Here is a 22,445-nt window from a genome sequence, read left to right on the forward strand (position 1 = left end):
CCTTGGAATACGTTTCCTGTAGGAGCTGCCGCAGGCTGCGATCTTTTTGCGTTAAACGAGCACAACAATTCACTTTGCCCCGCACCACGCTTCTGGTATTTGATTAACGCTTTCCCACCGATAAAAGGATGTCGGCATGAGCTATCGCACACTGGGTCACTCGGGGTTAAAGGTGTCCACCCTCACCCTCGGCACGATGATGTTTGGCGAACAAACCAGCGCCGAAGATTCGTTGCGCATCATCGACAAGGCCTGGGATCAGGGCATCAACTTTATCGACACCGCCGACGTTTACACCCAGGGCCGCTCCGAAGAAATTGTCGGTGAAGCGATTGCCCGTCATCGCCATGACTGGGTGCTGGCGACCAAGGTCGGTTTCGGCCCGGTGGACGGCGTGCCGAACCGCAGCGGTTTGAGCCGCAAACATATTTTCAATGGAATTGATGCGAGCCTGACGCGGCTCGGCACCGACTACCTCGACATCTATTACCTGCACCGCGAAGACCACAACACGCCGCTGGAAGTGACCGTGTCAGCGATTGGCGATCTGATTCGTCAGGGCAAAATTCGCTACTGGGGCCTGTCGAACTACCGTGGCTGGCGGATTGCCGAGGTGATTCGCATCGCTGACCAACTCGGCGTCGATCGCCCTGTGATCAGCCAACCGCTGTACAACATCGTCAATCGTCAGGCCGAGACCGAGCAGATCACTGCCGCGCAAACTTACGGCCTCGGCGTGGTGCCTTACAGCCCGCTCGCCCGTGGCGTGCTCAGCGGCAAGTACGCGCCGGACACAACGCCAGACGCCAACAGCCGCGCCGGGCGTCAGGACAAACGCATTCTGGAAACCGAATGGCGCGTGGAATCGTTGCGTATTGCTCAACAAATTCAGCAGTACACGGAACAGCGTGGTGTCGGCATGGTTGAGTTTGCGATTGCCTGGGTGTTGAACAACGGTGCAGTGACCTCGGCGATTGTCGGGCCTCGGACTGAAGAGCAATGGGATGCGTACACCAAGGCGCAGGCGGTGAAAATCACCGGGGAGGATGAAGCATTTATCGATTCGCTGGTGACACCGGGACATGCCTCGACGCCGGGCTTCAACGATGTGAGCCATTTTGTGTCTGGCCGTAAACCGCATCAGGCCTAAAAAATACACTTGGCTTCAACACAAATCCAATGTGGGAGCGGGCTTGCCCGCGAAAGCGGTGTATCAGGCAACCAAGATATTAATCTTGCCGACGCATTCGCGAGCAAGCCCGCTCCCACAGGTTCTATGCTTACACTCAAGATGTGGGAAATATTGAGCGCTTGCGCAATATTCAGCACAAAAACCACGTATCCTTCGCGCCCCGTTTGATCACCCACCCGCGAGGACAGTTTGTCTAAAGGTATCGCTTTATCGGTTTCGGCCTCGGTGCTGTTTGCCGTCATGTATTACTACACCTCGCTGCTCACCCCGTTGAGTGGCGTGGAAATCTTTGGCTGGCGGATGCTGCTCACTGTGCCGTGCATGACCGTGTTCATGCTGGTGTCCGGTGAATGGCGGCGGGTGGTGGAGCTGGTTCGGCTGATGGCCGCGAAGCCAAAGTTGATCGCCGGCCTGATCGTCTCGGCCGCCCTGCTCGGCGTGCAACTGTGGCTGTTCATGTGGGCGCCGCTCAACGGCTACAGCCTTGATGTCTCGCTGGGCTACTTCCTGCTGCCGCTGGCGATGGTGCTGACCGGGCGAATTGCCTACGGCGAAAGCCTGTCGTACCTGCAAAAGATTGCGGTGTTCTTCGCCAGTCTCGGCGTGTTGAACGAGTTGTATCAGGTCGGCGGATTTTCCTGGGCGACGCTGGTGGTCGTGATCGGCTATCCGCTGTACTTCGTGCTGCGCAAATACCTGAAGACCGATCACCTCGGTGGTTTGTGGGTCGACATGACGCTCATGCTGCCAATTGCCTACTGGTTTGTGCAGGGTGGCGAGCAAGGTTTCGGCGTGTTCGATCAATACCCGGGGCTGATGTGGCTAATTCCGCTGCTCGGTTTGATCAGTGCATCGGCGCTGGTGGTGTACATCATTGCCAGCCGTTTGCTGCCGTTCAGTCTGTTTGGATTGTTGAGTTACGTTGAGCCGGTGTTGTTGCTCGGCGTGGCGTTGTTGCTGGGTGAGAGCATCAAGTCGGGGGAATGGCTGACGTACATTCCGATCTGGCTGGCGGTGGTTGTGCTGGTGTTCGAAGGCTTTAAACACCTGATGCGTCAACGCCGTCCCTGAGCCCTGCACAGTTCAAAATGTGGGAGCGGGCTTGCTCGCGAAAGCGTCGTGTCAGTCGCCATTTAGTTCAACAGGCACGCCCCCTTCGCGAGCAAGCCCGCTCCCACAATTGATTTGTGCGAATCCAAAAAAAATCCCGGCTCTGCATCTCTGCAGGCCGGGATTTTTCATTTCGTCAGCGGATTACTCAGTCGCAAGCACGCCACGACGCACCTGATCACGCTCGATCGATTCGAACAGCGCCTTGAAGTTACCTTCGCCGAAACCATCATCGCCTTTACGCTGAATGAATTCGAAGAACACCGGGCCCATCAGGGTTTCCGAGAAGATCTGCAGCAGCAGACGCTTGTCGCCCGACTCGGACGAACCGTCCAGCAGGATGCCGCGCGATTGCAGTTCATCGACTGGCTCGCCGTGGTTTGGCAGGCGGCCTTCGAGCATTTCGTAATAGGTTTCCGGCGGCGCAGTCATGAAACGCATGCCGACTTTCTTCAGGCGATCCCAGGTGTCCACGAGGTTATCGCTGAGGAACGCCACGTGCTGGATGCCCTCGCCGTTGAACTGCATCAGGAACTCTTCGATCTGGCCGGCGCCCTTGGACGACTCTTCGTTCAGCGGGATGCGGATCATACCGTCCGGCGCGGTCATCGCTTTCGAGGTCAGGCCGGTGTATTCGCCCTTGATGTCGAAATAACGGATCTCACGGAAGTTGAACAGCTTCTCGTAGAAGTTCGCCCAGTAAGCCATGCGACCGCGATACACGTTGTGCGTCAGGTGATCAATGATCTTCAGGCCAGCGCCCACCGGGTTGCGGTCAACGCCTTCGATAAACACGAAGTCGATGTCATAGATCGAACTGCCTTCGCCGAAACGGTCGATCAGGTACAGCGGCGCGCCGCCAATGCCTTTGATCGCCGGCAGGCTCAACTCCATCGGGCCTGTTTCGATATGGATCGGTTGAGCGCCGAGTTCCAGTGCGCGGTTGTAGGCTTTTTGCGAGTCTTTAACACGGAACGCCATGCCGCAAACGGACGGGCCGTGCTCGGCCGCGAAGTACGAAGCAACGCTGTTGGGTTCGTTGTTGAGGATCAGGTTGATCGCGCCCTGACGGTACAGGTGCACGTTTTTCGAGCGGTGGGTGGCGACTTTGGTGAAGCCCATGATCTCGAAGATCGGCTCCAGCGTGCCCGGCACCGGTGAAGCAAGCTCGATGAATTCAAAGCCCATCAGGCCCATTGGGTTTTCGTATAAATCTGTCATGGTGACGCCTCATCATTTCTTATCAATTAACCAGGGTTATTTGTCAGTCATGCGAGGTCGGTGGGCGGCGCACAGGAGATGCCGCGCACACTGCGGGCGAGGAAGTCACCGTAGATCAGTTGAAACCCGAATATCTTCATTGTCGACCCAAGGCTCTTGCGGGCGAGGCTTCTGCTGCCAGAAGACGATTATTATTGTATGCGTAACCCGATTCTACACAGCGTAAATGGGCTTGTCTGCCCTCCCTATAAAATCCGCTTTTTTGCGCCCGGCGCAAGGGGTTTGTTGCACAGGTTGATCAGGCTCAACCCTTGCGCGGCACCGGGGCCGAACACCGCCGGCCCTGTTGATTCGCCGTGTCGGGCCGACGGAAAAGAGCCGCAGATGCCGTATCATTGCTGCCCCTTGATGCTCACCGAAGCGTTTGCTCGACGCTGGCATGGTCTTCATGCATCACCGATGAGCGGCGCAAGCGCAATCCGCCATCTATCGTCCCTTATGCCTGATCTCTTTTTCGGCGGCGCACGGTTGCCCGGCCTACATTCAAGAGCTCCACTTTATTTGCGACAGGAAGCGCCCATGCCGTTAACCGTCAGACACCGCCGCAAACGCAGCACGCGCCTTATCGTGACGCTGCTCAGCGGTTTGCTTCCCGTGATTCTGGGCAGCGTGATTCTTTACATGCAGGCCGAACGCACGTTGCAGCAGAGCACGGCGCACACGGCCGAAGAAGCGTTGCGTCAGTTTGACCTGATGCTTGATAACACTGCGCAAGCGGCGCGACAGCTGCTGCCATTGGCCGGGCAACCGTGCAAGTCGGTCACGCTGGCGTTGCGCGAGCAAGTCACCCGCCGGCCTTTCGTGCGCTCGACTAATCTGGTGTGGGACGACAATCTTTATTGCAGTTCGCTGTTCGGTGAGTTCAGTGAACCCGTCAATGCGGGCGATTACGCGCAGGGCAAATTGTGGTTGATGAATGGCAACCCGGTGACGCCCAACACCGCCCTGCTGATTTATCGCCTCAGTGAAGGACGCGGCGGCGCCTTGACTACCCTCGATGGTTACCACTTGAGCAATGTGCTGCGCCTCATTGGTCGGGACACGTTGTTGTTGCTGCAAGTCGGCGATAACTGGCTGTCCGCCGACGGCAAAACTCATCAGGGCGCACTGCCGGAATTGCCGGTCGCGCAAAGCATGCGTGACTCTGCTCACTATGCTTTCAGTGTGAGTGCAGGATTCCCCGAAGGTGAAACCTGGCGTTACATGAGCGATGAATATCCACCGTTGTTCAGCCTACTGATCTTTTTCGGCGTGGTCTCCGGCGCGATTGGCCACATCGTGCAGAAGCGCTCGACCTCGCCGAGCCACGAAATGTTACGTGCGCTGGAGGCCGGTGAGTTCATTCCGTACTTTCAACCCGTCGTGTATGGCGACAGTAAAAAATGGACCGGCACTGAGGTGCTGATGCGCTGGAACCATCCCAAAGAGGGGCTGGTGCGGCCTGATCTGTTCATTCCGTTCGCCGAGCATTCCGGACTGATCGTGCCGATGACCCGCGCATTGATGCAGCAGACCGCCGCCCTCCTCGGCCCTTTGTCGTCGACGTTTGTCGCGCCATTTCACATTGGCATCAACATCACCGCCAACCATTGCCAGGATCTGGAACTGGTCGAGGATTGCCGCGAGTTTCTTTCGGCATTCACTGCGGGCAGCATCACGCTCGTGCTTGAGTTGACCGAGCGCGAACTGATCGAGCCCACCGATATCACTCGTCAGCTGTTCGAGCAATTGCACACTTTGGGGGTGAAGATCGCCATTGATGACTTCGGTACCGGACACTCGAGCCTCGGTTACCTGCGCAAATTCAATGTCGACTACCTGAAAATCGATCAGAGCTTCGTCGCCATGATCGGTATTGATGCGCTGTCGCGGCATATTCTCGATTTCATCATCGAACTCTCTGCCAAGCTCGATCTGGGTATTGTTGCCGAAGGCGTCGAAACGCAAGCGCAGGCCGATTACCTGACCGCACATAACGTTAACTTCCAGCAGGGTTATCTGTACGGAAAACCCATGCCGGCTGCCGACTTCATTAGTGCATTAACTCATCATTAACTAAATGGGCTTAAGCCGGGTGCGCCGACGGCGCGCACCAAATTGATACAAAAGATCGCTGTTGTTACATGAAGACAACAACAGGATTTACTCTTGACGCATTAACAACTACAATTTTTGTTGCCTGTGCAGAATTGGCAGGTGAGCCATTATCACCGAGTCGCTACAAGGCTCTTGGCTTATAGCTTTGTTTGCGGTTGGTATCAGCCAAATACATTATTGGAGTAAAGATATTGTCCAGACTCGCTGAATTTCGTGCAGCTGAAAAGGCCCTTCAGGAACAGCTCAAGCAGCTGGAATCGCTGAAGAACGATGCCGGGCTCAAGAAAGAAATCGAATTCGAAGAAAAGCTCCAGGGGCTGATGAAAACCTACGGCAAAGGCCTGAAGGACATCATCTCCATTCTCGATCCGAACCCGTCAAAATCCGGCCTGCAAACATCCGCAGCCCCTAAGACCCGCCGTGCACGCGTGGTCAAGGTTTATCAGAACCCGCACACCGGCGAACTGATCGAGACCAAGGGCGGCAACCACCGCGGCCTGAAAGCCTGGAAAGAACAATACGGTGCAGCCACCGTTGATTCCTGGTTGCGCGGTTAATCTCACGCCAACACAAAAGCCCTGCAGAAGCAGGGCTTTTTTTTGGACGATATCTAACAAATGCAACGAATGTCGCCAAGCAAGTTGCGATTGACGTGTAACGCGCACGAGTCAATTGCATCTATTGTTTCTTGGCTGAATGTTGCGAACGCTGCCGAAATTAACTTTCGGCTTAATGCCTTTGGGTATCTAGCACAGAACGGCGAATTAAAGTTTCAGGCTGTTTCGAGCCGCCGCTATTTCCTCAGCGCTTGCCTTATAAACCTCAGCCTGCCCCGCGTAAGAAAGAACATAAGCCTTGTCCGCATCGACCGCAGCGACCAAAGTTTGCGACAGCACATGACGACCGTTTTCAGTCACCGTACAAGTCGTTTCAAGTGCACTCAACGAGCCTAGATTCGCTGGATGCACGCGGTTGCAAACACTTTGATAGCCGCTCTGAAAAAAGTCCTTCTGTATCGACTTGCGCATTTCCAGCAACACGCCTTGCAGGTTGACCTGGTGACCGCTCTCGACTGGCGTCATGGTCAGCTCCATCACCATCACCTGATTGCCGTCGGCGTCATTTTTGACTGCGCGCTGACGTGAAACCTGCGGCGCGGCGTCCGTCAGTGTTTGCACCTCCCAGCCCGCAGGCCAGGTGATGCTCGGCGCATCGGCCAATGCTGCAGCGCTGATCAAGGCTACGCCGAAGAAAACCAACAGGGATTTGTACGGTCGGATCATTACCAAAGGCACTCAAAGGTTGAACCACAAAGTCTGAGGCCCGCCCGCACACAGGGCAAGCCCGCGCTTTGGGTTTGGCGATGCCGTTTGGCATGCGTATCATTGCGCCCATTCACTCGCCCATTGTTATTGGAGGGCCCATGAGCCTGCACGAACTGAACACTTTCCCCGGCGTCACCGCCGCGCCAGACAGCGCAACCCGCAACTTCGTTTTTAACCACACCATGCTGCGCGTGAAAGACATCACCAAGTCTTTGGACTTTTACACCCGCGTGCTGGGTTTCTCGCTGGTTGAAAAGCGCGATTTCCCGGAAGCCGAGTTCAGCCTGTACTTCCTCGCACTGGTCGATAAAGCACAGATCCCGGCCGACGCTGCTGCTCGCACCGTGTGGATGAAGTCGATTCCAGGCATTCTGGAGCTGACGCACAACCATGGCACTGAAAACGATGCCGACTTCGCTTACCACAACGGCAACACCGATCCGCGTGGCTTTGGCCACATCTGCATTTCGGTGCCGGATATCGTTGCTGCTTGTGCACGGTTTGAAGAGCTGGGTTGTGATTTCCAGAAACGTTTGACCGATGGCCGCATGAAGAGCCTGGCGTTTATCAAGGATCCGGATGGCTACTGGGTTGAGATCATTCAGCCTGCGCCGATGTAATCGCTGGAAATGCTGACAAGCCCCTCACCCTAACCCTCTCCCAAAGGGAGAGGGAACTGATTGGGGGATATTGCAGGGTTACGCCGACTTGAACGATTGGCGTTGAATCCAAAATCGACCGGATTCTTCAGGTCGATGCACCTCTTAATACACCTCGGTCGGCTCCCTCTCCCTCGGGAGAGGGCTGGGGTGAGGGGCCAGATTTCACGCATAACAAAAAACCCCATGATCACTCATGGGGTTTTTTCATTTCTGGACTGGCAGTTACGCCGGCGCCGAAGTACGGATCAGGTGATCAAACGCGCTCAACGATGCCTTGGCACCCTCGCCCACCGCGATCACGATCTGCTTGTACGGCACAGTCGTCACGTCGCCCGCTGCGAAGATCCCCGCAATCGAAGTCTCACCACGGTTATCGACAATGATCTCGCCACGCGGCGACAGCTCGATGGTGCCCTTGAGCCAATCAGTGTTCGGCAACAAACCGATCTGCACAAAAACCCCTTCCAGCTCGACCGTGCGCAGCTCATCGCTGTTGCGATCCTTGTAGCGCAAGCCGTTGACCTTCTGCCCGTCGCCCGTCACTTCAGTGGTTTGCGCACTGGTGATCACGGTGACGTTCTTCAGGCTGTGCAATTTACGCTGCAATACCGCATCGGCGCGCAACTGGACGTCGAACTCCAGCAGCGTGACGTGAGCAACGATACCGGCCAGGTCGATAGCTGCTTCAACGCCGGAATTACCGCCGCCAATCACCGCGACACGCTTGCCTTTGAACAGCGGGCCGTCGCAGTGCGGGCAGTACGCCACGCCTTTGTTGCGGTAATCCTGCTCACCGGGCACGTTCATTTCACGCCAGCGCGCACCGGTCGCCAGAATCACGCTTTTGGCTTTGAGGGTCGCGCCGCTGGCGAAGTGGACTTCATGCAGCTCGCCGTTTTTGCCAGGGATCAGCTTGTCGGCACGCTGCAGGTTCATGATGTCGACGTCGTATTGTTTGACGTGTTCTTCCAGCGCCGTCGCCAGTTTCGGCCCTTCGGTTTCCTGTACGGAAATGAAGTTCTCGATGGCCATGGTGTCGAGCACCTGACCGCCGAAGCGCTCAGCGGCGACGCCAGTGCGGATGCCTTTACGAGCGGCATAAATCGCTGCCGAAGCACCGGCCGGGCCACCGCCGACGACCAACACATCAAAAGCTTCTTTGGCGCTGATTTTTTCGGCCTGACGCTCAATGGCGCCGGTGTCGAGTTTGGCGAGAATCTCCTCCAGGCCCATGCGGCCCTGGCCGAAGTTTTCGCCGTTCAAGTAGATGCTCGGCACGGCCATGATCTTGCGATCATTGACTTCATCCTGGAACAACGCGCCGTCAATGGCGACGTGGCGGATGTTCGGGTTGAGCACGGCCATCAGGTTCAACGCCTGAACAACATCCGGGCAGTTCTGGCAGGACAGCGAGAAGTAAGTCTCGAAGCTGAACTCGCCTTTAAGCGAGCGAATCTGCTCGATCACTTCAACGCTGGCCTTCGATGGATGGCCGCCGACTTGCAGCAGGGCCAGCACCAACGAAGTGAATTCGTGGCCCATCGGGATGCCGGCGAAACGCAGACTGATGTCGGCGCCCGGGCGGTTGATCGAGAACGATGGCTTGCGTGCATCGTCACCGCTGTCGATCAAAGTAATTTGGCTCGAAAGACTGGCGACGTCTTTCAGCAGTTCCAGCATTTCACGGGATTTCGCACCGTCGTCGAGGGAAGCAACGATCTCGATCGGCTGGGTGACCCGTTCCAGGTACGATTTCAACTGGGCTTTAAGATTGGCGTCCAACATACGGGCGATTTCCTTTATTTGAGGCGAAAAAAAGCCCGAGCGAATCTCGCCCGGGCATTTTTTTGGGCGGTGCAGCGTACTTAAGAAGGTGCGGCGTACCGCCCTGAGTTGCGTGTCACAGACTTAGATCTTGCCGACCAGGTCCAGGGATGGAGCCAGAGTGGCCTCGCCTTCTTTCCACTTGGCTGGGCAAACTTCGCCTGGGTGAGCAGCAACGTACTGAGCAGCCTTGATTTTGCGCAGCAGCTCGGAAGCGTCACGGCCAACGCCGCCATCGTTCAGTTCAACGATTTTGATCTGGCCTTCAGGGTTGATCACGAAGGTGCCACGGTCAGCCAGGCCAACTTCTTCGATCAGCACGTCGAAGTTGCGGGAGATGGCGTGGGTCGGGTCGCCGATCATGGTGTATTCGATTTTGCCGATGGCTGGCGAAGTGTTGTGCCAGGCAGCGTGGGCAAAGTGGGTGTCGGTGGAAACGCTGTAGATTTCTACGCCGAGTTTCTGGAAGGCAGCGTAGTTGTCCGCCAGGTCTTCCAGCTCGGTTGGGCAAACGAAGGTGAAGTCGGCTGGGTAGAAGAACACGACCGACCACTTGCCTTTCAGGTCAGCGTCCGAGACTTGAACGAAGTCGCCGTTTTTGAACGCGGTAGCTTTGAACGGTTTTACTTGGCTGTTGATGATAGGCATTGATGACTCTCCGTCAGGGTTGTGAATTCGATGGGAGAATCCTAACCACTCGCTCGACGGATGGCTCATTGGCAAACCTGATGCTGCTGATATGTTTTGGCTATTAGGCAACTGTATTAATAGAAGAAATGGATATCTAGGCGGGCACGTCGGTAATCCGCGCCATTCCTTGAAACGGGCTGACCTCGACATAACGCATCGCAGACTTCATGTCCTTCCAACCGACGTAGCTCATTAACGATTTCAAATCCCAACCACTTTGATGCGCCCAGGTGGCGAAGCCGCGCCGCAGGGAATGGCTGGTGTAGTTTTCGGCAGCGATCCCGGCACGCTGCAAGGCCTGGCGCAGTAAAGGGATGATGCTGTTGGCATGCAGGCCCTCCTCGTTCAGATTGCCCCAGCGGTCAATGCTGCGAAAAACCGGGCCGCGCACCAGCGCTGCTTCGGTGATCCAGTCGATGTAGGCCTGAACCGGGCACAGCTTTAACAGCGCCGGCGCTTGATAAGTCTGCCCGAGGTTTTCCCGATCGCCCTTACTGCGTGGCACATAAAGGGTGATGCCTTTGCCGGCATGCGCTTGCACATGTTCAATCTGCAAGCGGCACAGCTCATCGCTGCGGAAGCCCCGCCAGAATCCCAGAAGAATCAGGGCGCGGTCGCGGTAAGCCTTGAGCAGCGCCGGGCGATCCTGCTTTTCTTTGGCGGTTTGCACTTCGTGCTCCAGCCAGTCGATGACGCGCTGCAAATCCTGCAACTGCAACGGCTCGGCCTGCTTCTCCTGTGCCGGGTGCAGGGCGCGAATGCCTTTGAACACCTGGCGCACCACCGGCGCCTTGGTCGGATCAGCAAAGCCCTGACTGTTATGCCACTGCGCCAACGCTGACAGACGCAGCTTCAGCGTATTGATCGATAACTCCCCAGCATGCGCCACCAGATACCGCGCGACGCTATCAGCCGTGGCTGGCAGGAACCCGCCCCACTTCACTTCGAAATGTTCAATGGCTGCACGATAGCTTCGGCGCGTGTTGTCACGGGTGGCGGCTTGCAGATAGCGATCCAGATCGCTCATGGGCTGTTTTCTCGCTGGCGTACTGATTCAAGGATGCAGATGTGCATTTTGCCGCCTGACACTGGGTAATACCAGTATATCCCGCGTCTTTAATATCAATGATTTAACTTTATTTTCAGCATGGTACACTGCGTACTTAGGTGGCATGTACCACAGTATGAAACCGTAGGAGTTCACATGGCCCGTGGCGGCATTACCAAAGCACTGGTGCAGATCGCGCGCACAGCGATTCTGGCTCGCGGAGAACACCCGAGCATCGATGCAGTACGCATTGAAATGGGCAACACCGGCTCGAAAACCACGATCCATCGCTATTTGAAAGAGCTGGATGATGGCGCTCAACCGACCGAAGCATCAGCAGAACCCATCGACGATGAGCTGACCGCCCTCGTCTCCCGCCTAGCTCAACGCCTGAAAGAACAGGCGCAAGAGCCCATCGAACAAGCTCGCGAGCAGTTCGAGGAACAGCGTGAGGCACTGGAATCGGAGCTGAAGCAGGTTCGTCAGGCGCTGGAAAAAATCGAGCATGAGCACGACATTCAAGGCGCAGCACTGGCGCGCGAATCCGAAGCGCTGAACAACACGCGCTCGATGCTGCAAACCGAACAAACTCGTAACGCCGGTTTGAATCAGGCCTTGGCCGACTTTGAATTGCGCCTGCAGGACAAGGACGAGCAGATTCGCTCGCTGGAAGAAAAGCACCTGCATGCTCGCGACGCACTTGAGCATTACCGCAACGCCACCAAAGAGCAGCGCGAGCAGGAACAGAGCCGCCACGAAAGCCAGGTGCAGCAGATTCAGGCGGAACTGCGTAAGGCACAGCAAAGCGCACTGGTGCGTCAGGACGAGATCACGCAACTGCATCGCGATAACGAGCGCTTGCTGACGGAAAACCGTGGCACCCAGCGCGAATTGAACCTTACGCAGGATCAGCTCAAGCAGAGCAATCAGCGTCAGGATCAGTTGCTGGAACAAGCGACGCGCATGGACAGCGAACGCACCCTCCTCCAGGAACGTTTACGCGTGGCCACACTGGAAAGTCAGACACTCAAACAGAACGTCGAAGAGCAGGCGCTCCTCAATCAGTCACTGGAAAAGCAATTAAGCAAAACGCAGGCGAGCCTGGAAGAAAGCCAGCGTCTGGCGGCTACCGTTGCGGCAGCGCCAGACTCGGCCAAACCGAAGGACGCTTAAGCGCCGACCGGTGTACGCATGGTGACAAACTCTTCGGCGGCCGTCGGATGTACCCCGATCGTGTCGTCGAAGTCGCGCTTGGTCGCGCCTGCCTTCAGCGCAATCGCCAGGCCTTGGACGATTTCGCCAGCGTCCGGGCCGACCATGTGGCAGCCGAGAACTTTGTCGGTCTTGCCGTCCACCACCAGCTTCATCAGCGTCTTCTCCTGACATTCAGTCAAGGTCTGCTTCATCGGGCGGAAGCGACTTTCGAACACCACAACATCGTGGCCAGCCTCGCGCGCTTCCTCTTCGGTCAACCCGACCGTACCAATGTTCGGCAGGCTGAACACCGCCGTCGGGATCATCTTGTAATCCACCGGACGATATTGCTCAGGCTTGAACAAACGACGCGCTACAGCCATGCCTTCCGCCAATGCCACTGGCGTCAGCTGCACTCGACCAATAACGTCGCCGAGGGCCAGAATTGACGGCTCAGTAGTCTGGTACTGATCATCGACCTTGATGAAGCCTTTGTCGGTGAACTGCACATCGGTGTTTTCCAGTCCGAGATTGTCGAGCATCGGACGGCGACCGGTCGCGTAGAAAATGCAATCCGCCTCGAGCTCGCGACCATCCTTGAGAGTGGCTTTGAGGCTGCCATCGGCCTGTTTATCGATGCGCGCGATGTCGGCATTGAATTGCAGATCCAGACCGCGCTTGGTCAGCTCTTCCTGCAAATGTTTGCGCACCGAACCATCGAAACCGCGCAGGAACAGATCACCGCGATACAGCAGCGTCGTGTTCGCGCCGAGACCGTGGAAAATCCCGGCGAACTCAACTGCGATGTAACCACCACCCACCACTAGTACACGCTTAGGCAGCTCTTTGAGAAAGAACGCCTCGTTGGAGCCGATCGCATGTTCGTGTCCCGGAATCTGCGGAATCTGCGGCCAGCCGCCGGTGGCGATCAGAATGTTTTTTGCGGTAAAGCGTTCGCCATTGACCTCGACTTCATGAGGCCCAACGATCTTGGCGTGCGCCTCATGCAAGGTCACACCGCTGTTGACCAGCAGGTTACGATAAATGCCATTGAGGCGATTGATCTCGCGATCCTTGTTGGCGATCAGCGTCGTCCAATCGAAGTTCGCTTCGCCAAGGCTCCAGCCAAAACCGGATGCTTGCTCAAAGTCTTCAGCGAAATGCGCGCCGTACACCAATAGCTTTTTCGGCACACAGCCAACGTTGACGCAGGTACCGCCCAGATAACGGCTCTCGGCCACCGCCACTTTCGCGCCGAAACCGGCAGCAAAACGCGCAGCGCGCACACCGCCGGAACCGGCACCAATCACATAAAGGTCAAAATCGTAGGCCATTTCTATCTCCTCGGCAGGCGACCAGCATACCTGCCGACGCTCATTGAGCAAGTCTCCAACGGATTTGCCCTGCATTAGCAACGCCAAGACTCCTCCACCGCCTTAGCTTCAGGTATCCGCAAGGTGCGCCAGGTGATCAGCATCGCAACGAGCGCCAGGCCGAAAGCGGCCCATGACACCAGCCCCACACCACCCTCAAACGCCAACGCCGCTTGCGACATCAGCGTCTGCGCTTGCTCTGCGGATAACCCGGCGGCGACAGAAAATGCGCCGGAGAGCGTCTCGCTCGCCAACATAAACTGAATGTCGTTCAAGAAGGCCGGCAGTTGCAAAGCGCCGCGATAGTAGGCCGTGGCCAGACCACCAAGCAGTGTAGTGCCCAGCACGACGCCCACTTCATACGCGCTCTCACTGATTGCGGAGGCTGCGCCTGCCTTCGCCGGCGGCGCGGCAGACAAAATCACATCGTTGGTCACTGTCGTAATCGCGCCCACCCCGATATTTAGTAAGGCGAACGCTGCCACCCATACCGCCAGACTGCCGCCCATGCTCGCCACCAGCAGAAACGCCGCGCCGACGAATCCAGTCAGAATCGGAATCAGGACATGCACGGGCATACGTTTCGCAATCGGCACGACAGCCATCCCGACGATGATCGCCATGATTTGCCCGGGCACGAGCGCCAGACTCGCACTTAGCGGCGACAGCTGTAGAACGATCTGCAAGAACTGAGTGGTGAAGAAAACAAAACCTACAAGAAAGGCGAGGCTCATCAGATTGATCAGAATTGAGCTGCTGAAAGCGCCATTGCGAAACAGGCTCAAGTCCATCAACGGCTCAGCAAGGCGCGACTGACGCCGCACGAACATCCAGCCTGCTAACAGTCCAATCAGAAACGTGATCAACACGACCTCGTCGATACTGTCACTGGCGCCACGCTTGACGCTGTAAACGATAGCCCCCAACGCGACCATCGATTGCACAATGCTCACTGGATCCAGCGGCCCTGATGCATCCCGCTCCGACTCAGGCAGAAACAGCGGCCCAAAAACCAATAGCGGTATCAGCACAGGCACCGCCAATAGAAAAATGGCGCCCCAATCAAAGAACTCCAGCAGCACCCCGCCGACCAAAGGCCCTAACGCCGAACCCACCGTCAACGTTGTCGCCCAGATCGCCACGGCCAGTCGGCGCTCGTCGCGATCTTCAAACACCCAGCGTATCAACGCTAAAGTCGAGGGCATCAGCATTGCGCCGAAAATACCCATACAGGCACGCCCGATGATCAGTTGCATGGCTGTTTCGGAATAGGCAGTCAAAACAGAAACGACAGCAAAACCAAAGGATCCCGCGAGCAGTAATTTTCGATGCCCGATCCGGTCACCCAAGCTGCCCATCGACACCAGCAAACCTGCCAGCACCAACGAGTAGGCATCGATCATCCACAGTTGCTGACTAGCGGTTGGGTACAACGCTTCGGCGATTTTTGGCAGTGCGAATCCCAACACCGTGTTGTCAACGGTTACCAGCAACACTGGCAGCATCAGAACGGCAAGACTCAACCAGCGCGTTTTACTTGCAGGCTTTTCTATCAACACCACGGGCAACTCTCCTTATTGCCAAAAATGATTCCACAGCAATGCCGTGAAACGCCTCTCCTGCACTCATCCCTGGCAAGAGCCCGTCAGTTCAACAGTGAATACATCTTTTGACAAACGCTCATTTGTTTCAGTTTGCATCCCAAGAACAAGGTCAGAGACCGTGTCTTTTTTCGGCACAAAAAAAACGCCCCGAACCGGTCGGGGCGTTTTTTGGCCTTCACACAAATGACATCGTGCGAAGGTGCTACAAACGGATCAAGCGCTCTTAGTAAGCCTTGCCAGTCTTGTAGAAGTTCTCGAAGCAGAAGTTGGTCGCTTCGATGTAGCCTTCAGCACCACCGCAGTCGAAACGCTTGCCTTTGAACTTGTAGGCCATGACGCAGCCGTTCTGGGCTTGTTTCATCAGGGCGTCGGTGATCTGGATCTCGCCGCCTTTGCCTGGCTCGGTTTGTTCGATCAGGTCGAAGATGTCCGGGGTCAGGATGTAACGACCGATGATCGCTAGGTTCGAGGGAGCGTCTTCCGGCTTTGGCTTCTCGACCATGCTGTGAACGCGGTAAATGTCATCGCGGATCATCTCGCCAGCGATTACGCCGTATTTGCTGGTTTCCTGCGGATCAACTTCCTGGATGGCGATGATCGAGCAGCGGAACTGCTTGTACAGTTTGACCATCTGGGTCAGGACGCCGTCGCCATCAAGGTTGACGCACAGGTCGTCCGCCAGTACCACGGCGAACGGTTCGTCACCGATCAGCGGACGGCCAGTCAGGATCGCGTGGCCCAGACCTTTCATTTCGGTTTGACGGGTGTAGGAGAACGAGCACTCGTCGAGCAGCTTGCGGATACCGACCAGGTATTTCTCTTTGTCGGTGCCTTTGATCTGGTTTTCCAGCTCGTAGCTGATGTCGAAGTGGTCTTCCAGAGCGCGTTTGCCACGACCGGTAACGATGGAGATTTCCGTCAGGCCAGCGTCCAGAGCTTCTTCAACGCCGTACTGGATCAGTGGCTTGTTTACCACCGGCAGCATTTCTTTAGGCATGGCTTTAGTCGCTGGCAGGAAGCGAGTACCGTAACCGGCTGCTGGGAACAAGCATTTCTTGATCATATAAGTCCTTGAAAAGGCTGTGTGTACGAGTTTCGGCGCAGTCTAATCAGGCGGCGTGCACCTTACAATGCCCCGCGCTGGCTAACCGATGCCATCATAGAGAAATATTCTGGCGGATAGTTCCGCTGGCATCATCGAGCAGCGAAATCAGCGTAGCTCAAAGAATCTACCACCATACGCGCATCATCACCCAGCGCCAGCATTTGCCGGTATCATGGCGACTTTGAAACAGCGAACGAGACAGATAGATGGCCGAACCAAAAATCATCAACGGGTACACCGTCGGCAAGGGCAAAGATGGCCAATGGCACATTACTGCCACCAATGGCGAGGATGTTTCCGGGCCGCTACCTACCGAAGCAATGGCGATTGAGGTGGCCTCGGTGCTCGACTACACCCCTCCTGCGCCTAAGCGTCGCGGCAAAAATCAAGACTGATTGACCGCGTTACGCCATAAGCCCTGCCAATACGCAGGGCTTTTTTGTGTCCACGTGCAAACAAGTGGCCAATCGCTATAACCTTTTCACGCCGGCGCTGTCAGAGCGTCTAGTCCCCCTACTCGCTGAAGACGACATCTATGAACATAAACAATTTTTTGCCACTGATTGCAGTACTGGCATTGGCCGGCTGCGCCACCTCTGAGCCGACGTATCTGAAAACCGGTGAACAGGGTTTGACCATCGATTGCTCCGGCGAAGCCAATTCCTGGGCCACCTGCTATGAAAAGGCTGACGCCTCCTGCGCCGGCACCGGCTACCGCATCGTTGGCACTGACGGCACACCTCAGCCAAAAGAGAGCGACAAAACGCTGGGCGTTGACGTCGGCAACTACAAAACCCGCAGCGTCGTGGTGGTCTGCAAATAATCGCTACATGTGAATTTCGGCGAACTTGATCCCGAGGCCGCGCACGACTTCGATCAAGTCATCGAGTTTGCTGAACGATTCGACTTCGTCGTTATCGTCGACCAGAAAATAGCTGCGACCGGCGCTTTTCTTGAAAAAGACAATCCATTCACCCGAGTTCGCCGGGTTCTGGATGACATGGGTGGCAGAGATAAGGCCCTCTGCATGGCGCTCCCGCACTTGCTCTCGCTTCATCGCGACTCCAGAAATGAAAATGCCGCCACAGCATGACTGTGGCGGCATTGATGCTGATGACGGCTAGTCTATCAGCCAGAGATGCAGGCGTTGGCCGCGTTACGCACATCGCGAGGGCGTACCGGCACATTGGACATGCGCTCGTGCAGCTTGATGCTGCTGCCGCCGGAGCGGTCTTCGATGTCGAACACCGCCGCCGCGCCAGTGGAAAGTTTGCCGGGGACGATCACTTCGACACCGTCCTTCTTCGGTTGAACCTGCAATGCACCACGGCTGTCAGCCAGTTTTTCTGCCAGGCACTGCGCATACTCATGGGGCTTCTTGCCAGAGATCACGACCATGGTCGGCAACGTTTCATTGATTTCGGCAACATTCGCGCAACCACCCAAAGCCAAAACCAACGGCAGACACACCACACCCCACTTCATACAAATCCTCCTTTAAAGACCGTCCGACAGCACAAATGCCGTTTTTCTCCGAGGTCTTCTGCATTTAACCTGCATCCAATCGCGAATATCTGTTCAAAATTGTCAAACCAACGCCCGACGGCCAGATAATAACCCGTGCGGGCTGATAAACTGCGCCCAATCGACAAGCTATCGTTTTGATTTTGTAGAAAAAGCCCTTCTGGAGGCGCCCATGAAATTTATTCACCAGCGCGAGCACCTCAACGAAGACGACATCGTCGTCATCCAGTGCTCGCAAACCTGCAACATCCGTCTGATGAACGACGCCAACTTCCGCAGCTTCAAGAACGGCGGCCGTCACACCTACCACGGCGGCGCTTTCGACACGTTTCCGGCCCGCATCACCGCACCGAGCACCGGTTTCTGGAACATCACCATCGACACCGTCAACCGTCGGCCGATCAGCGTGACCCGCAAGCCGACCCTGACGCACTCGATCAAGATCATCCGCCGCTCCAGCACCAAACTGAGCTGAGCCGATCCCGCCAACGCACACAGGTAAGCATGAACGTGGCCCAAACGACCAAATACGTCATCAAGTACAAACTCAATGGCGAACGCCGCTTTGAGTTCGCGCAGTTGGAAAACGGCACCGCCGAAGAAGCAAAGGCTGCACTCGATGCCCTGCATGACAGCGAAGATGTGATCAGCGAAATCAGCGTCAGCAAAGCGTTGTAAGGCGCCGCTGCGAATTCGACCGCAAGCGGCGGAGTGTTCTGCCGCAGGGATGTGTCTAGCCTGATCACCTCGACTTTGCGTCCAGGAATCAGCATGCCAATGTCCCCTGCCCGACTGAATTCGCTCGACTGGTCAACGCTGGAGCAGCAACTGGATCAGGATGGTTTTGTCATCATCCGCTCCCTGCTGCTTGGCCAGACGTGTGATCGTTTGAGTGACTTGTACTCGCAGACCGAACCGTTCCGTTCGCAGGTCATCATGGCCCGCCACGGCTTCGGTCGCGGCGAATATAAATACTTGCGCTATCCATTGCCCACAGCCGTAGAACGGCTGCGCACAGCGTTGTATCCGCATCTCGCGCCGCTAGCGAATCGCTGGCAGGCGCGCATGAATCTGCCCGAGCGTTTTCCGACGACGCACGCTGAATTTATTCAGCAATGTCACACCGCCGAACAGACGCGCCCTACTCCGCTGTTATTGCGCTATGGCCCGCAGGACTACAATTGTCTGCATCAGGACGTGTACGGCGAACGGTTATTTCCGCTGCAAGTGGCGATTCTTCTGTCAGAGCCTGGCGAAGATTTCACCGGCGGCGAGTTGGTTTTGACCGAACAGCGCCCACGCATGCAATCACGCGTTCACGTCATGGATCTGAAAAAAGGCGACGCCTTGATCTTCGCGGTGAACCAACGACCGGTCAAAGGCGTACGCGGCGACTATCGGGTGACCATGCGTCACGGCGTCAGTCGCCTGCACAGTGGAAATCGGCATACCCTAGGCATCATCTTTCACGACGCATTGTGAACACCATGCAACCGAGCAACTTCGACCTGTTCGCTGACAACGAACCGCAACAACAGCCTCGCGCAGACCAGATCGGTGAACAATCGTGGGTGCTGAGGGGTTTCGCGCTGCCTGTTGTCGATCAACTTCTACCGGCACTGGAAAACGTACTTGAAGCCGCGCCATTGCGCAGCATGATGACACCGGGCGGATTCAGCATGTCTGTCGGTACCAGCAGTTGTGGCGCTTTGGGCTGGATCACCGACCGCAGCGGCTACCGTTACTCCAGCGTCGACCCGCTCAGTGGAGCGCCATGGCCAGCAATGCCAGAGGCCTTCGCTGAATTGGCCCATTCAGCCGCCACCCAGGCCGGTTTTCCTGATTTTGTGGCAGATTCCTGCCTGATCAATCGCTATATCCCCGGCGCCAAGATGTCTTTGCATCAGGACAAAGACGAAAATGCCTACGCCGCGCCGATCGTTTCTCTGTCACTGGGTTTACCGGCGATGTTTCTGTTCGGCGGTTTTGCCCGCAGCGACAAGACCCAACGTGTTCCGTTGCTGCACGGCGACATGGTGATTTGGGGCGGCGTCGATCGGCTGCGCTTTCATGGCGTGTTACCGATCAAACAGGGTCGTCATCCGCAACTCGGTGAGCAGCGGATCAACCTGACCTTTCGCGTAGCCGGATAAGCTTAAGAGTTTGACCGCAAGGCCCGGAGTGTTGTCCTCGCCGGCGCTGGATAACCTGAATCAAACAGGCCAACGGATTAACCTTCATGAAAACGCTTTCGACCCACCTCAACATCGAAAACGATCCACGCTGGGCCGCCGTCGTTGCCCGCGACCCACGGGCGGACGGGCAGTTTGTCTACGCAGTGAAAACCACCGGCATCTATTGCCGCCCGAGTAGCTTGGCGCGCCTTCCAAAACCACAGAATGTGGAGTTTTTCGACAGCGCTGCCGAGGCTGAAGCGGCGGGTTATCGGCCGAGTAAGCGCGCCGGTAAAGATCAGACGGAGGTCAACGCTCAACACGCGAAGACGGTGGCGCAAGCCTGTCGGCAGATTGAGTCGTCTGAAACGTTACCGACGCTGAATGACCTCGCGGAAACAGCAGGCTTGAGTCCATTTCATTTCCACCGCGTGTTCAAAGCTTCTACCGGACTCACCCCGAAAGGTTATGCCGCCGCGCATCGCTCGCGCAGGGTGCGTGAACGCTTGGCGGACGGCGGCTCGGTGACCGATGCGCTGTATGACGCAGGCTTTAATTCCAATAGTCGTTTCTATGAATCAGCCGATCAGGTTTTAGGCATGAAGCCCGGTGATTACCGCGCGGCCGGGCAGAACAACGATATCCGCTTCGCTGTCGGCGAATGCTCGCTCGGGGCGATTCTGGTGGCGCAGAGTGATCGTGGGGTTTGCGCGATTCTGCTGGGGGACGATCCGCACCAATTGGTGTGTGATTTGCAGGATCAGTTTCGCCGCGCCAATCTGATTGGTGCCGATAGCGATTTTGAGCAGTTGATCGCAAAAGTCGTGGGGTTTATTGAAGCGCCGGCCATTGGCCTCGACTTGCCGCTGGACGTCAGAGGCACGGCGTTTCAGGAGCGCGTCTGGCAAGCGCTGCGGGAAATTCCTGCGGGCAGCACGGCCAGTTATTCCGAGATTGCCCTGCGCATCGGCGCGCCAACCTCGATGCGCGCGGTGGCTCAGGCCTGTGGTGCGAACCGGTTGGCGGTAGCGATCCCCTGTCACCGTGTGGTGCGCAGCGACGGCAACCTCTCCGGTTACCGTTGGGGCGTCGAACGTAAGCGCCTGTTACTGGATCGCGAAACGCAGGCCTAGCGTCGGCTGATTCTCAGCGATTGACGTCCACCACAACCCGGCCACGAATGCGCCCGGCAAGCAACTCAGGCGCAGTATTAATCGCCTCGCTTAAAGCGATTTCATGGCTGATCAGGGGAAGCAAGGCGAAATCCAGATCCTTGGCCAGACGATCCCAGGCCTGCACGCGACGGGCCTTGGGTTGAGTCACGCTGTTGACGCCCGCGAGGGTCACGCCGCGCAAAATGAACGGTGCAACCGAGCCCGGGAAGTCCATGCCCTGCGCCAATCCACACGCGGCAACGGTGCCTTCGGAACGCGTACTGGCGCAGGCGTTGGCCAATGTATGGCTGCCGACCGAATCAATCACCGCCGCCCAGCGCTCCTTCGCCAATGGCTTACCCGGCTCGGACAGGGTTGCACGATCGATGATTTCGCTGGCGCCGAGTTGCTTTAAATATTCGTGCTCAGAAGCCCGGCCAGTGGACGCCACCACGCGATAACCCAGCGTGTTGAGTAGAGCAATGGCAAAGCTGCCGACGCCACCATTGGCGCCAGTCACCAGCACCTCGCCTTGCTCCGGGGTCACGCCGTTATGCTCGAGCGCGAGAATGCACAGCATCGCCGTGTAACCCGCCGTGCCAATGGCCATGGCTTGTGCAGCGGTGAAGGCTTCGGGCAACGGAATCAGCCAATCGCCATTGAGTCGCGCTTTCTGCGCCAGACCACCCCAATGGGATTCGCCGACGCCCCAGCCGTTGAGCAACACCTTGTCGCCGACCTTGTAGTCGGGATGCGAACTGGCTTCGACGGTGCCCGCCAGATCAATCCCCGGCACCATCGGAAACTTGCGCACCACCGGGCTGCTGCCGGTAATCGCCAGACCGTCCTTGAAGTTCAGCGTGCTGTAGGCCACCTGTACCGTGACATCGCCGTCGGGCAATTGATCTTCATTGAGTTGCTGCAGGTCGGCGCGGTAACCGCTGTCGTCTTTGTTGATCACAATGGCGTTGAACATGAGTGCCCTCGCATGGCTGGATGTTGAAATGTCGTGCCTTGAAATACCACATCGCAACACGTTGCCACACTCGACTTTGTGCCTGGCTTAAATTTCATCGGGTAATTTCATT

General features: G+C 56.7%; 24 protein-coding genes. 13 read left to right on the forward strand and 11 right to left on the reverse strand.

All coding sequences use genetic code 11. The features are described from left to right. The first annotated feature begins 136 nt into the window (after positions 1–136). Both GVL50_RS07590 and rarD read left to right on the forward strand, forming a co-directional pair. Positions 137–1,150, forward strand: coding sequence for an aldo/keto reductase (locus tag GVL50_RS07590; RefSeq protein ID WP_159812347.1), 1,014 nt, complete (start codon positions 137–139; stop codon positions 1,148–1,150). A 231-nt stretch (positions 1,151–1,381) separates the two neighbouring features. Further along, complete coding sequence (rarD, locus tag GVL50_RS07595) at positions 1,382–2,263, forward strand: EamA family transporter RarD (RefSeq protein ID WP_053120341.1); 882 nt, start codon at positions 1,382–1,384, stop codon at positions 2,261–2,263. A 183-nt stretch (positions 2,264–2,446) separates the two neighbouring features. Here rarD and hppD read toward each other — a convergent pair whose 3' ends face one another. After that, complete coding sequence (gene hppD / locus GVL50_RS07600; RefSeq protein ID WP_159812348.1) at positions 2,447–3,523, reverse strand: 4-hydroxyphenylpyruvate dioxygenase; 1,077 nt, start codon at positions 3,521–3,523, stop codon at positions 2,447–2,449. 579 nt (positions 3,524–4,102) lie between these two features. Between hppD and GVL50_RS07605 the strand changes: the two genes are divergently transcribed. Then, the gene (locus tag GVL50_RS07605; RefSeq protein ID WP_159812349.1) at positions 4,103–5,638 is read left to right on the forward strand and encodes an EAL domain-containing protein; all 1,536 of its coding nucleotides are present in this window, start codon (positions 4,103–4,105) and stop codon (positions 5,636–5,638) included. 233 nt (positions 5,639–5,871) lie between these two features. Further along, on the forward strand, positions 5,872–6,237 hold the full coding sequence (locus GVL50_RS07610; RefSeq protein ID WP_053120358.1) for a histone-like nucleoid-structuring protein, MvaT/MvaU family: 366 nt from the start codon (positions 5,872–5,874) through the stop codon (positions 6,235–6,237). A 207-nt stretch (positions 6,238–6,444) separates the two neighbouring features. On the opposite strand, the gene GVL50_RS07615 is transcribed toward GVL50_RS07610, so the two are convergent. Next, entirely contained in the window at positions 6,445–6,963 is a 519-nt protein-coding gene (locus GVL50_RS07615; protein ID WP_159812350.1) for a DUF4946 domain-containing protein, read from the reverse strand. Positions 6,964–7,103: 140 nt separating this feature from the next. On the opposite strand from GVL50_RS07615, the gene gloA reads away from it, so the two are divergent. Further along, entirely contained in the window at positions 7,104–7,625 is a 522-nt protein-coding gene (gloA, locus tag GVL50_RS07620) for a lactoylglutathione lyase (RefSeq protein WP_159812351.1), read from the forward strand. 264 nt (positions 7,626–7,889) lie between these two features. Here gloA and ahpF read toward each other — a convergent pair whose 3' ends face one another. From ahpF to GVL50_RS07635, 3 genes are all read right to left on the reverse strand, one after another. Beyond that, positions 7,890–9,452, reverse strand: coding sequence for an alkyl hydroperoxide reductase subunit F (gene ahpF, locus GVL50_RS07625; protein WP_159812352.1), 1,563 nt, complete (start codon positions 9,450–9,452; stop codon positions 7,890–7,892). A 123-nt stretch (positions 9,453–9,575) separates the two neighbouring features. Continuing rightward, positions 9,576–10,139, reverse strand: coding sequence for an alkyl hydroperoxide reductase subunit C (gene ahpC / locus GVL50_RS07630; protein ID WP_007912224.1), 564 nt, complete (start codon positions 10,137–10,139; stop codon positions 9,576–9,578). Between the two features lie 136 nt (positions 10,140–10,275). Then, a complete protein-coding gene (locus GVL50_RS07635) occupies positions 10,276–11,208 on the reverse strand; it encodes a site-specific integrase (protein WP_159812353.1) in 933 nt (310 codons plus the stop codon). A gap of 177 nt (positions 11,209–11,385) precedes the next feature. Here GVL50_RS07635 and GVL50_RS07640 point away from each other — a divergent pair, with 177 nt between their 5' ends. Then, on the forward strand, positions 11,386–12,402 hold the full coding sequence (locus GVL50_RS07640; protein ID WP_159812354.1) for a DNA-binding protein: 1,017 nt from the start codon (positions 11,386–11,388) through the stop codon (positions 12,400–12,402). On the opposite strand, the gene gorA is transcribed toward GVL50_RS07640, so the two are convergent. The 3 genes from gorA to galU all read right to left on the reverse strand — a co-directional run bounded on the left by gorA (position 12,399) and on the right by galU (position 16,463). After that, positions 12,399–13,757: a glutathione-disulfide reductase gene (gorA, locus tag GVL50_RS07645; protein ID WP_159812355.1), complete on the reverse strand. Its 1,359-nt coding sequence runs from the start codon at positions 13,755–13,757 to the stop codon at positions 12,399–12,401. The genes GVL50_RS07640 and gorA overlap by 4 nt on opposite strands. A gap of 74 nt (positions 13,758–13,831) precedes the next feature. After that, complete coding sequence (locus GVL50_RS07650; RefSeq protein ID WP_256671834.1) at positions 13,832–15,358, reverse strand: MFS transporter; 1,527 nt, start codon at positions 15,356–15,358, stop codon at positions 13,832–13,834. A 265-nt stretch (positions 15,359–15,623) separates the two neighbouring features. Continuing rightward, a complete protein-coding gene (galU, locus tag GVL50_RS07655; protein ID WP_053120371.1) occupies positions 15,624–16,463 on the reverse strand; it encodes a UTP--glucose-1-phosphate uridylyltransferase GalU in 840 nt (279 codons plus the stop codon). 248 nt (positions 16,464–16,711) lie between these two features. Between galU and GVL50_RS07660 the strand changes: the two genes are divergently transcribed. Together GVL50_RS07660 and GVL50_RS07665 are read left to right on the forward strand one after the other, a co-directional pair. Then, entirely contained in the window at positions 16,712–16,900 is a 189-nt protein-coding gene (locus GVL50_RS07660; protein WP_053120372.1) for a hypothetical protein, read from the forward strand. Between the two features lie 140 nt (positions 16,901–17,040). Next, positions 17,041–17,328 carry a hypothetical protein gene (locus GVL50_RS07665; RefSeq protein ID WP_053120373.1) on the forward strand — a complete coding sequence of 96 codons (288 nt, stop codon included), beginning with the start codon at positions 17,041–17,043 and terminating at the stop codon, positions 17,326–17,328. 3 nt (positions 17,329–17,331) lie between these two features. On the opposite strand, the gene GVL50_RS07670 is transcribed toward GVL50_RS07665, so the two are convergent. Together GVL50_RS07670 and GVL50_RS07675 are read right to left on the reverse strand one after the other, a co-directional pair. After that, positions 17,332–17,562 (reverse strand): hypothetical protein, encoded by a 231-nt coding sequence (locus tag GVL50_RS07670; protein WP_053120375.1) that lies wholly within the window; start codon positions 17,560–17,562, stop codon positions 17,332–17,334. Between the two features lie 71 nt (positions 17,563–17,633). Continuing rightward, entirely contained in the window at positions 17,634–17,990 is a 357-nt protein-coding gene (locus GVL50_RS07675) for a hypothetical protein (protein ID WP_159812356.1), read from the reverse strand. Positions 17,991–18,201: 211 nt separating this feature from the next. Here GVL50_RS07675 and GVL50_RS07680 point away from each other — a divergent pair, with 211 nt between their 5' ends. From GVL50_RS07680 to ada, 5 genes are all read left to right on the forward strand, one after another. Continuing rightward, on the forward strand, positions 18,202–18,504 hold the full coding sequence (locus GVL50_RS07680) for a DUF1883 domain-containing protein (protein ID WP_007946189.1): 303 nt from the start codon (positions 18,202–18,204) through the stop codon (positions 18,502–18,504). 29 nt (positions 18,505–18,533) lie between these two features. Further along, positions 18,534–18,707, forward strand: coding sequence for a hypothetical protein (locus GVL50_RS07685; RefSeq protein WP_156316150.1), 174 nt, complete (start codon positions 18,534–18,536; stop codon positions 18,705–18,707). Between the two features lie 93 nt (positions 18,708–18,800). Next, positions 18,801–19,511 carry a 2OG-Fe(II) oxygenase gene (locus GVL50_RS07690; protein ID WP_159812357.1) on the forward strand — a complete coding sequence of 237 codons (711 nt, stop codon included), beginning with the start codon at positions 18,801–18,803 and terminating at the stop codon, positions 19,509–19,511. Positions 19,512–19,516: 5 nt separating this feature from the next. After that, complete coding sequence (alkB, locus tag GVL50_RS07695; RefSeq protein WP_159812418.1) at positions 19,517–20,182, forward strand: DNA oxidative demethylase AlkB; 666 nt, start codon at positions 19,517–19,519, stop codon at positions 20,180–20,182. An 86-nt stretch (positions 20,183–20,268) separates the two neighbouring features. Beyond that, on the forward strand, positions 20,269–21,336 hold the full coding sequence (gene ada, locus GVL50_RS07700) for a bifunctional DNA-binding transcriptional regulator/O6-methylguanine-DNA methyltransferase Ada (protein ID WP_159812358.1): 1,068 nt from the start codon (positions 20,269–20,271) through the stop codon (positions 21,334–21,336). A gap of 13 nt (positions 21,337–21,349) precedes the next feature. Here ada and GVL50_RS07705 read toward each other — a convergent pair whose 3' ends face one another. After that, a complete protein-coding gene (locus GVL50_RS07705; protein WP_159812359.1) occupies positions 21,350–22,333 on the reverse strand; it encodes an MDR family oxidoreductase in 984 nt (327 codons plus the stop codon). Positions 22,334–22,445 lie beyond the last annotated feature (112 nt).

Source organism: Pseudomonas sp. 18058, assembly GCF_902706155.1.
Classification (GTDB): Bacteria; Pseudomonadota; Gammaproteobacteria; order Pseudomonadales; family Pseudomonadaceae; genus Aquipseudomonas; species Aquipseudomonas rustica.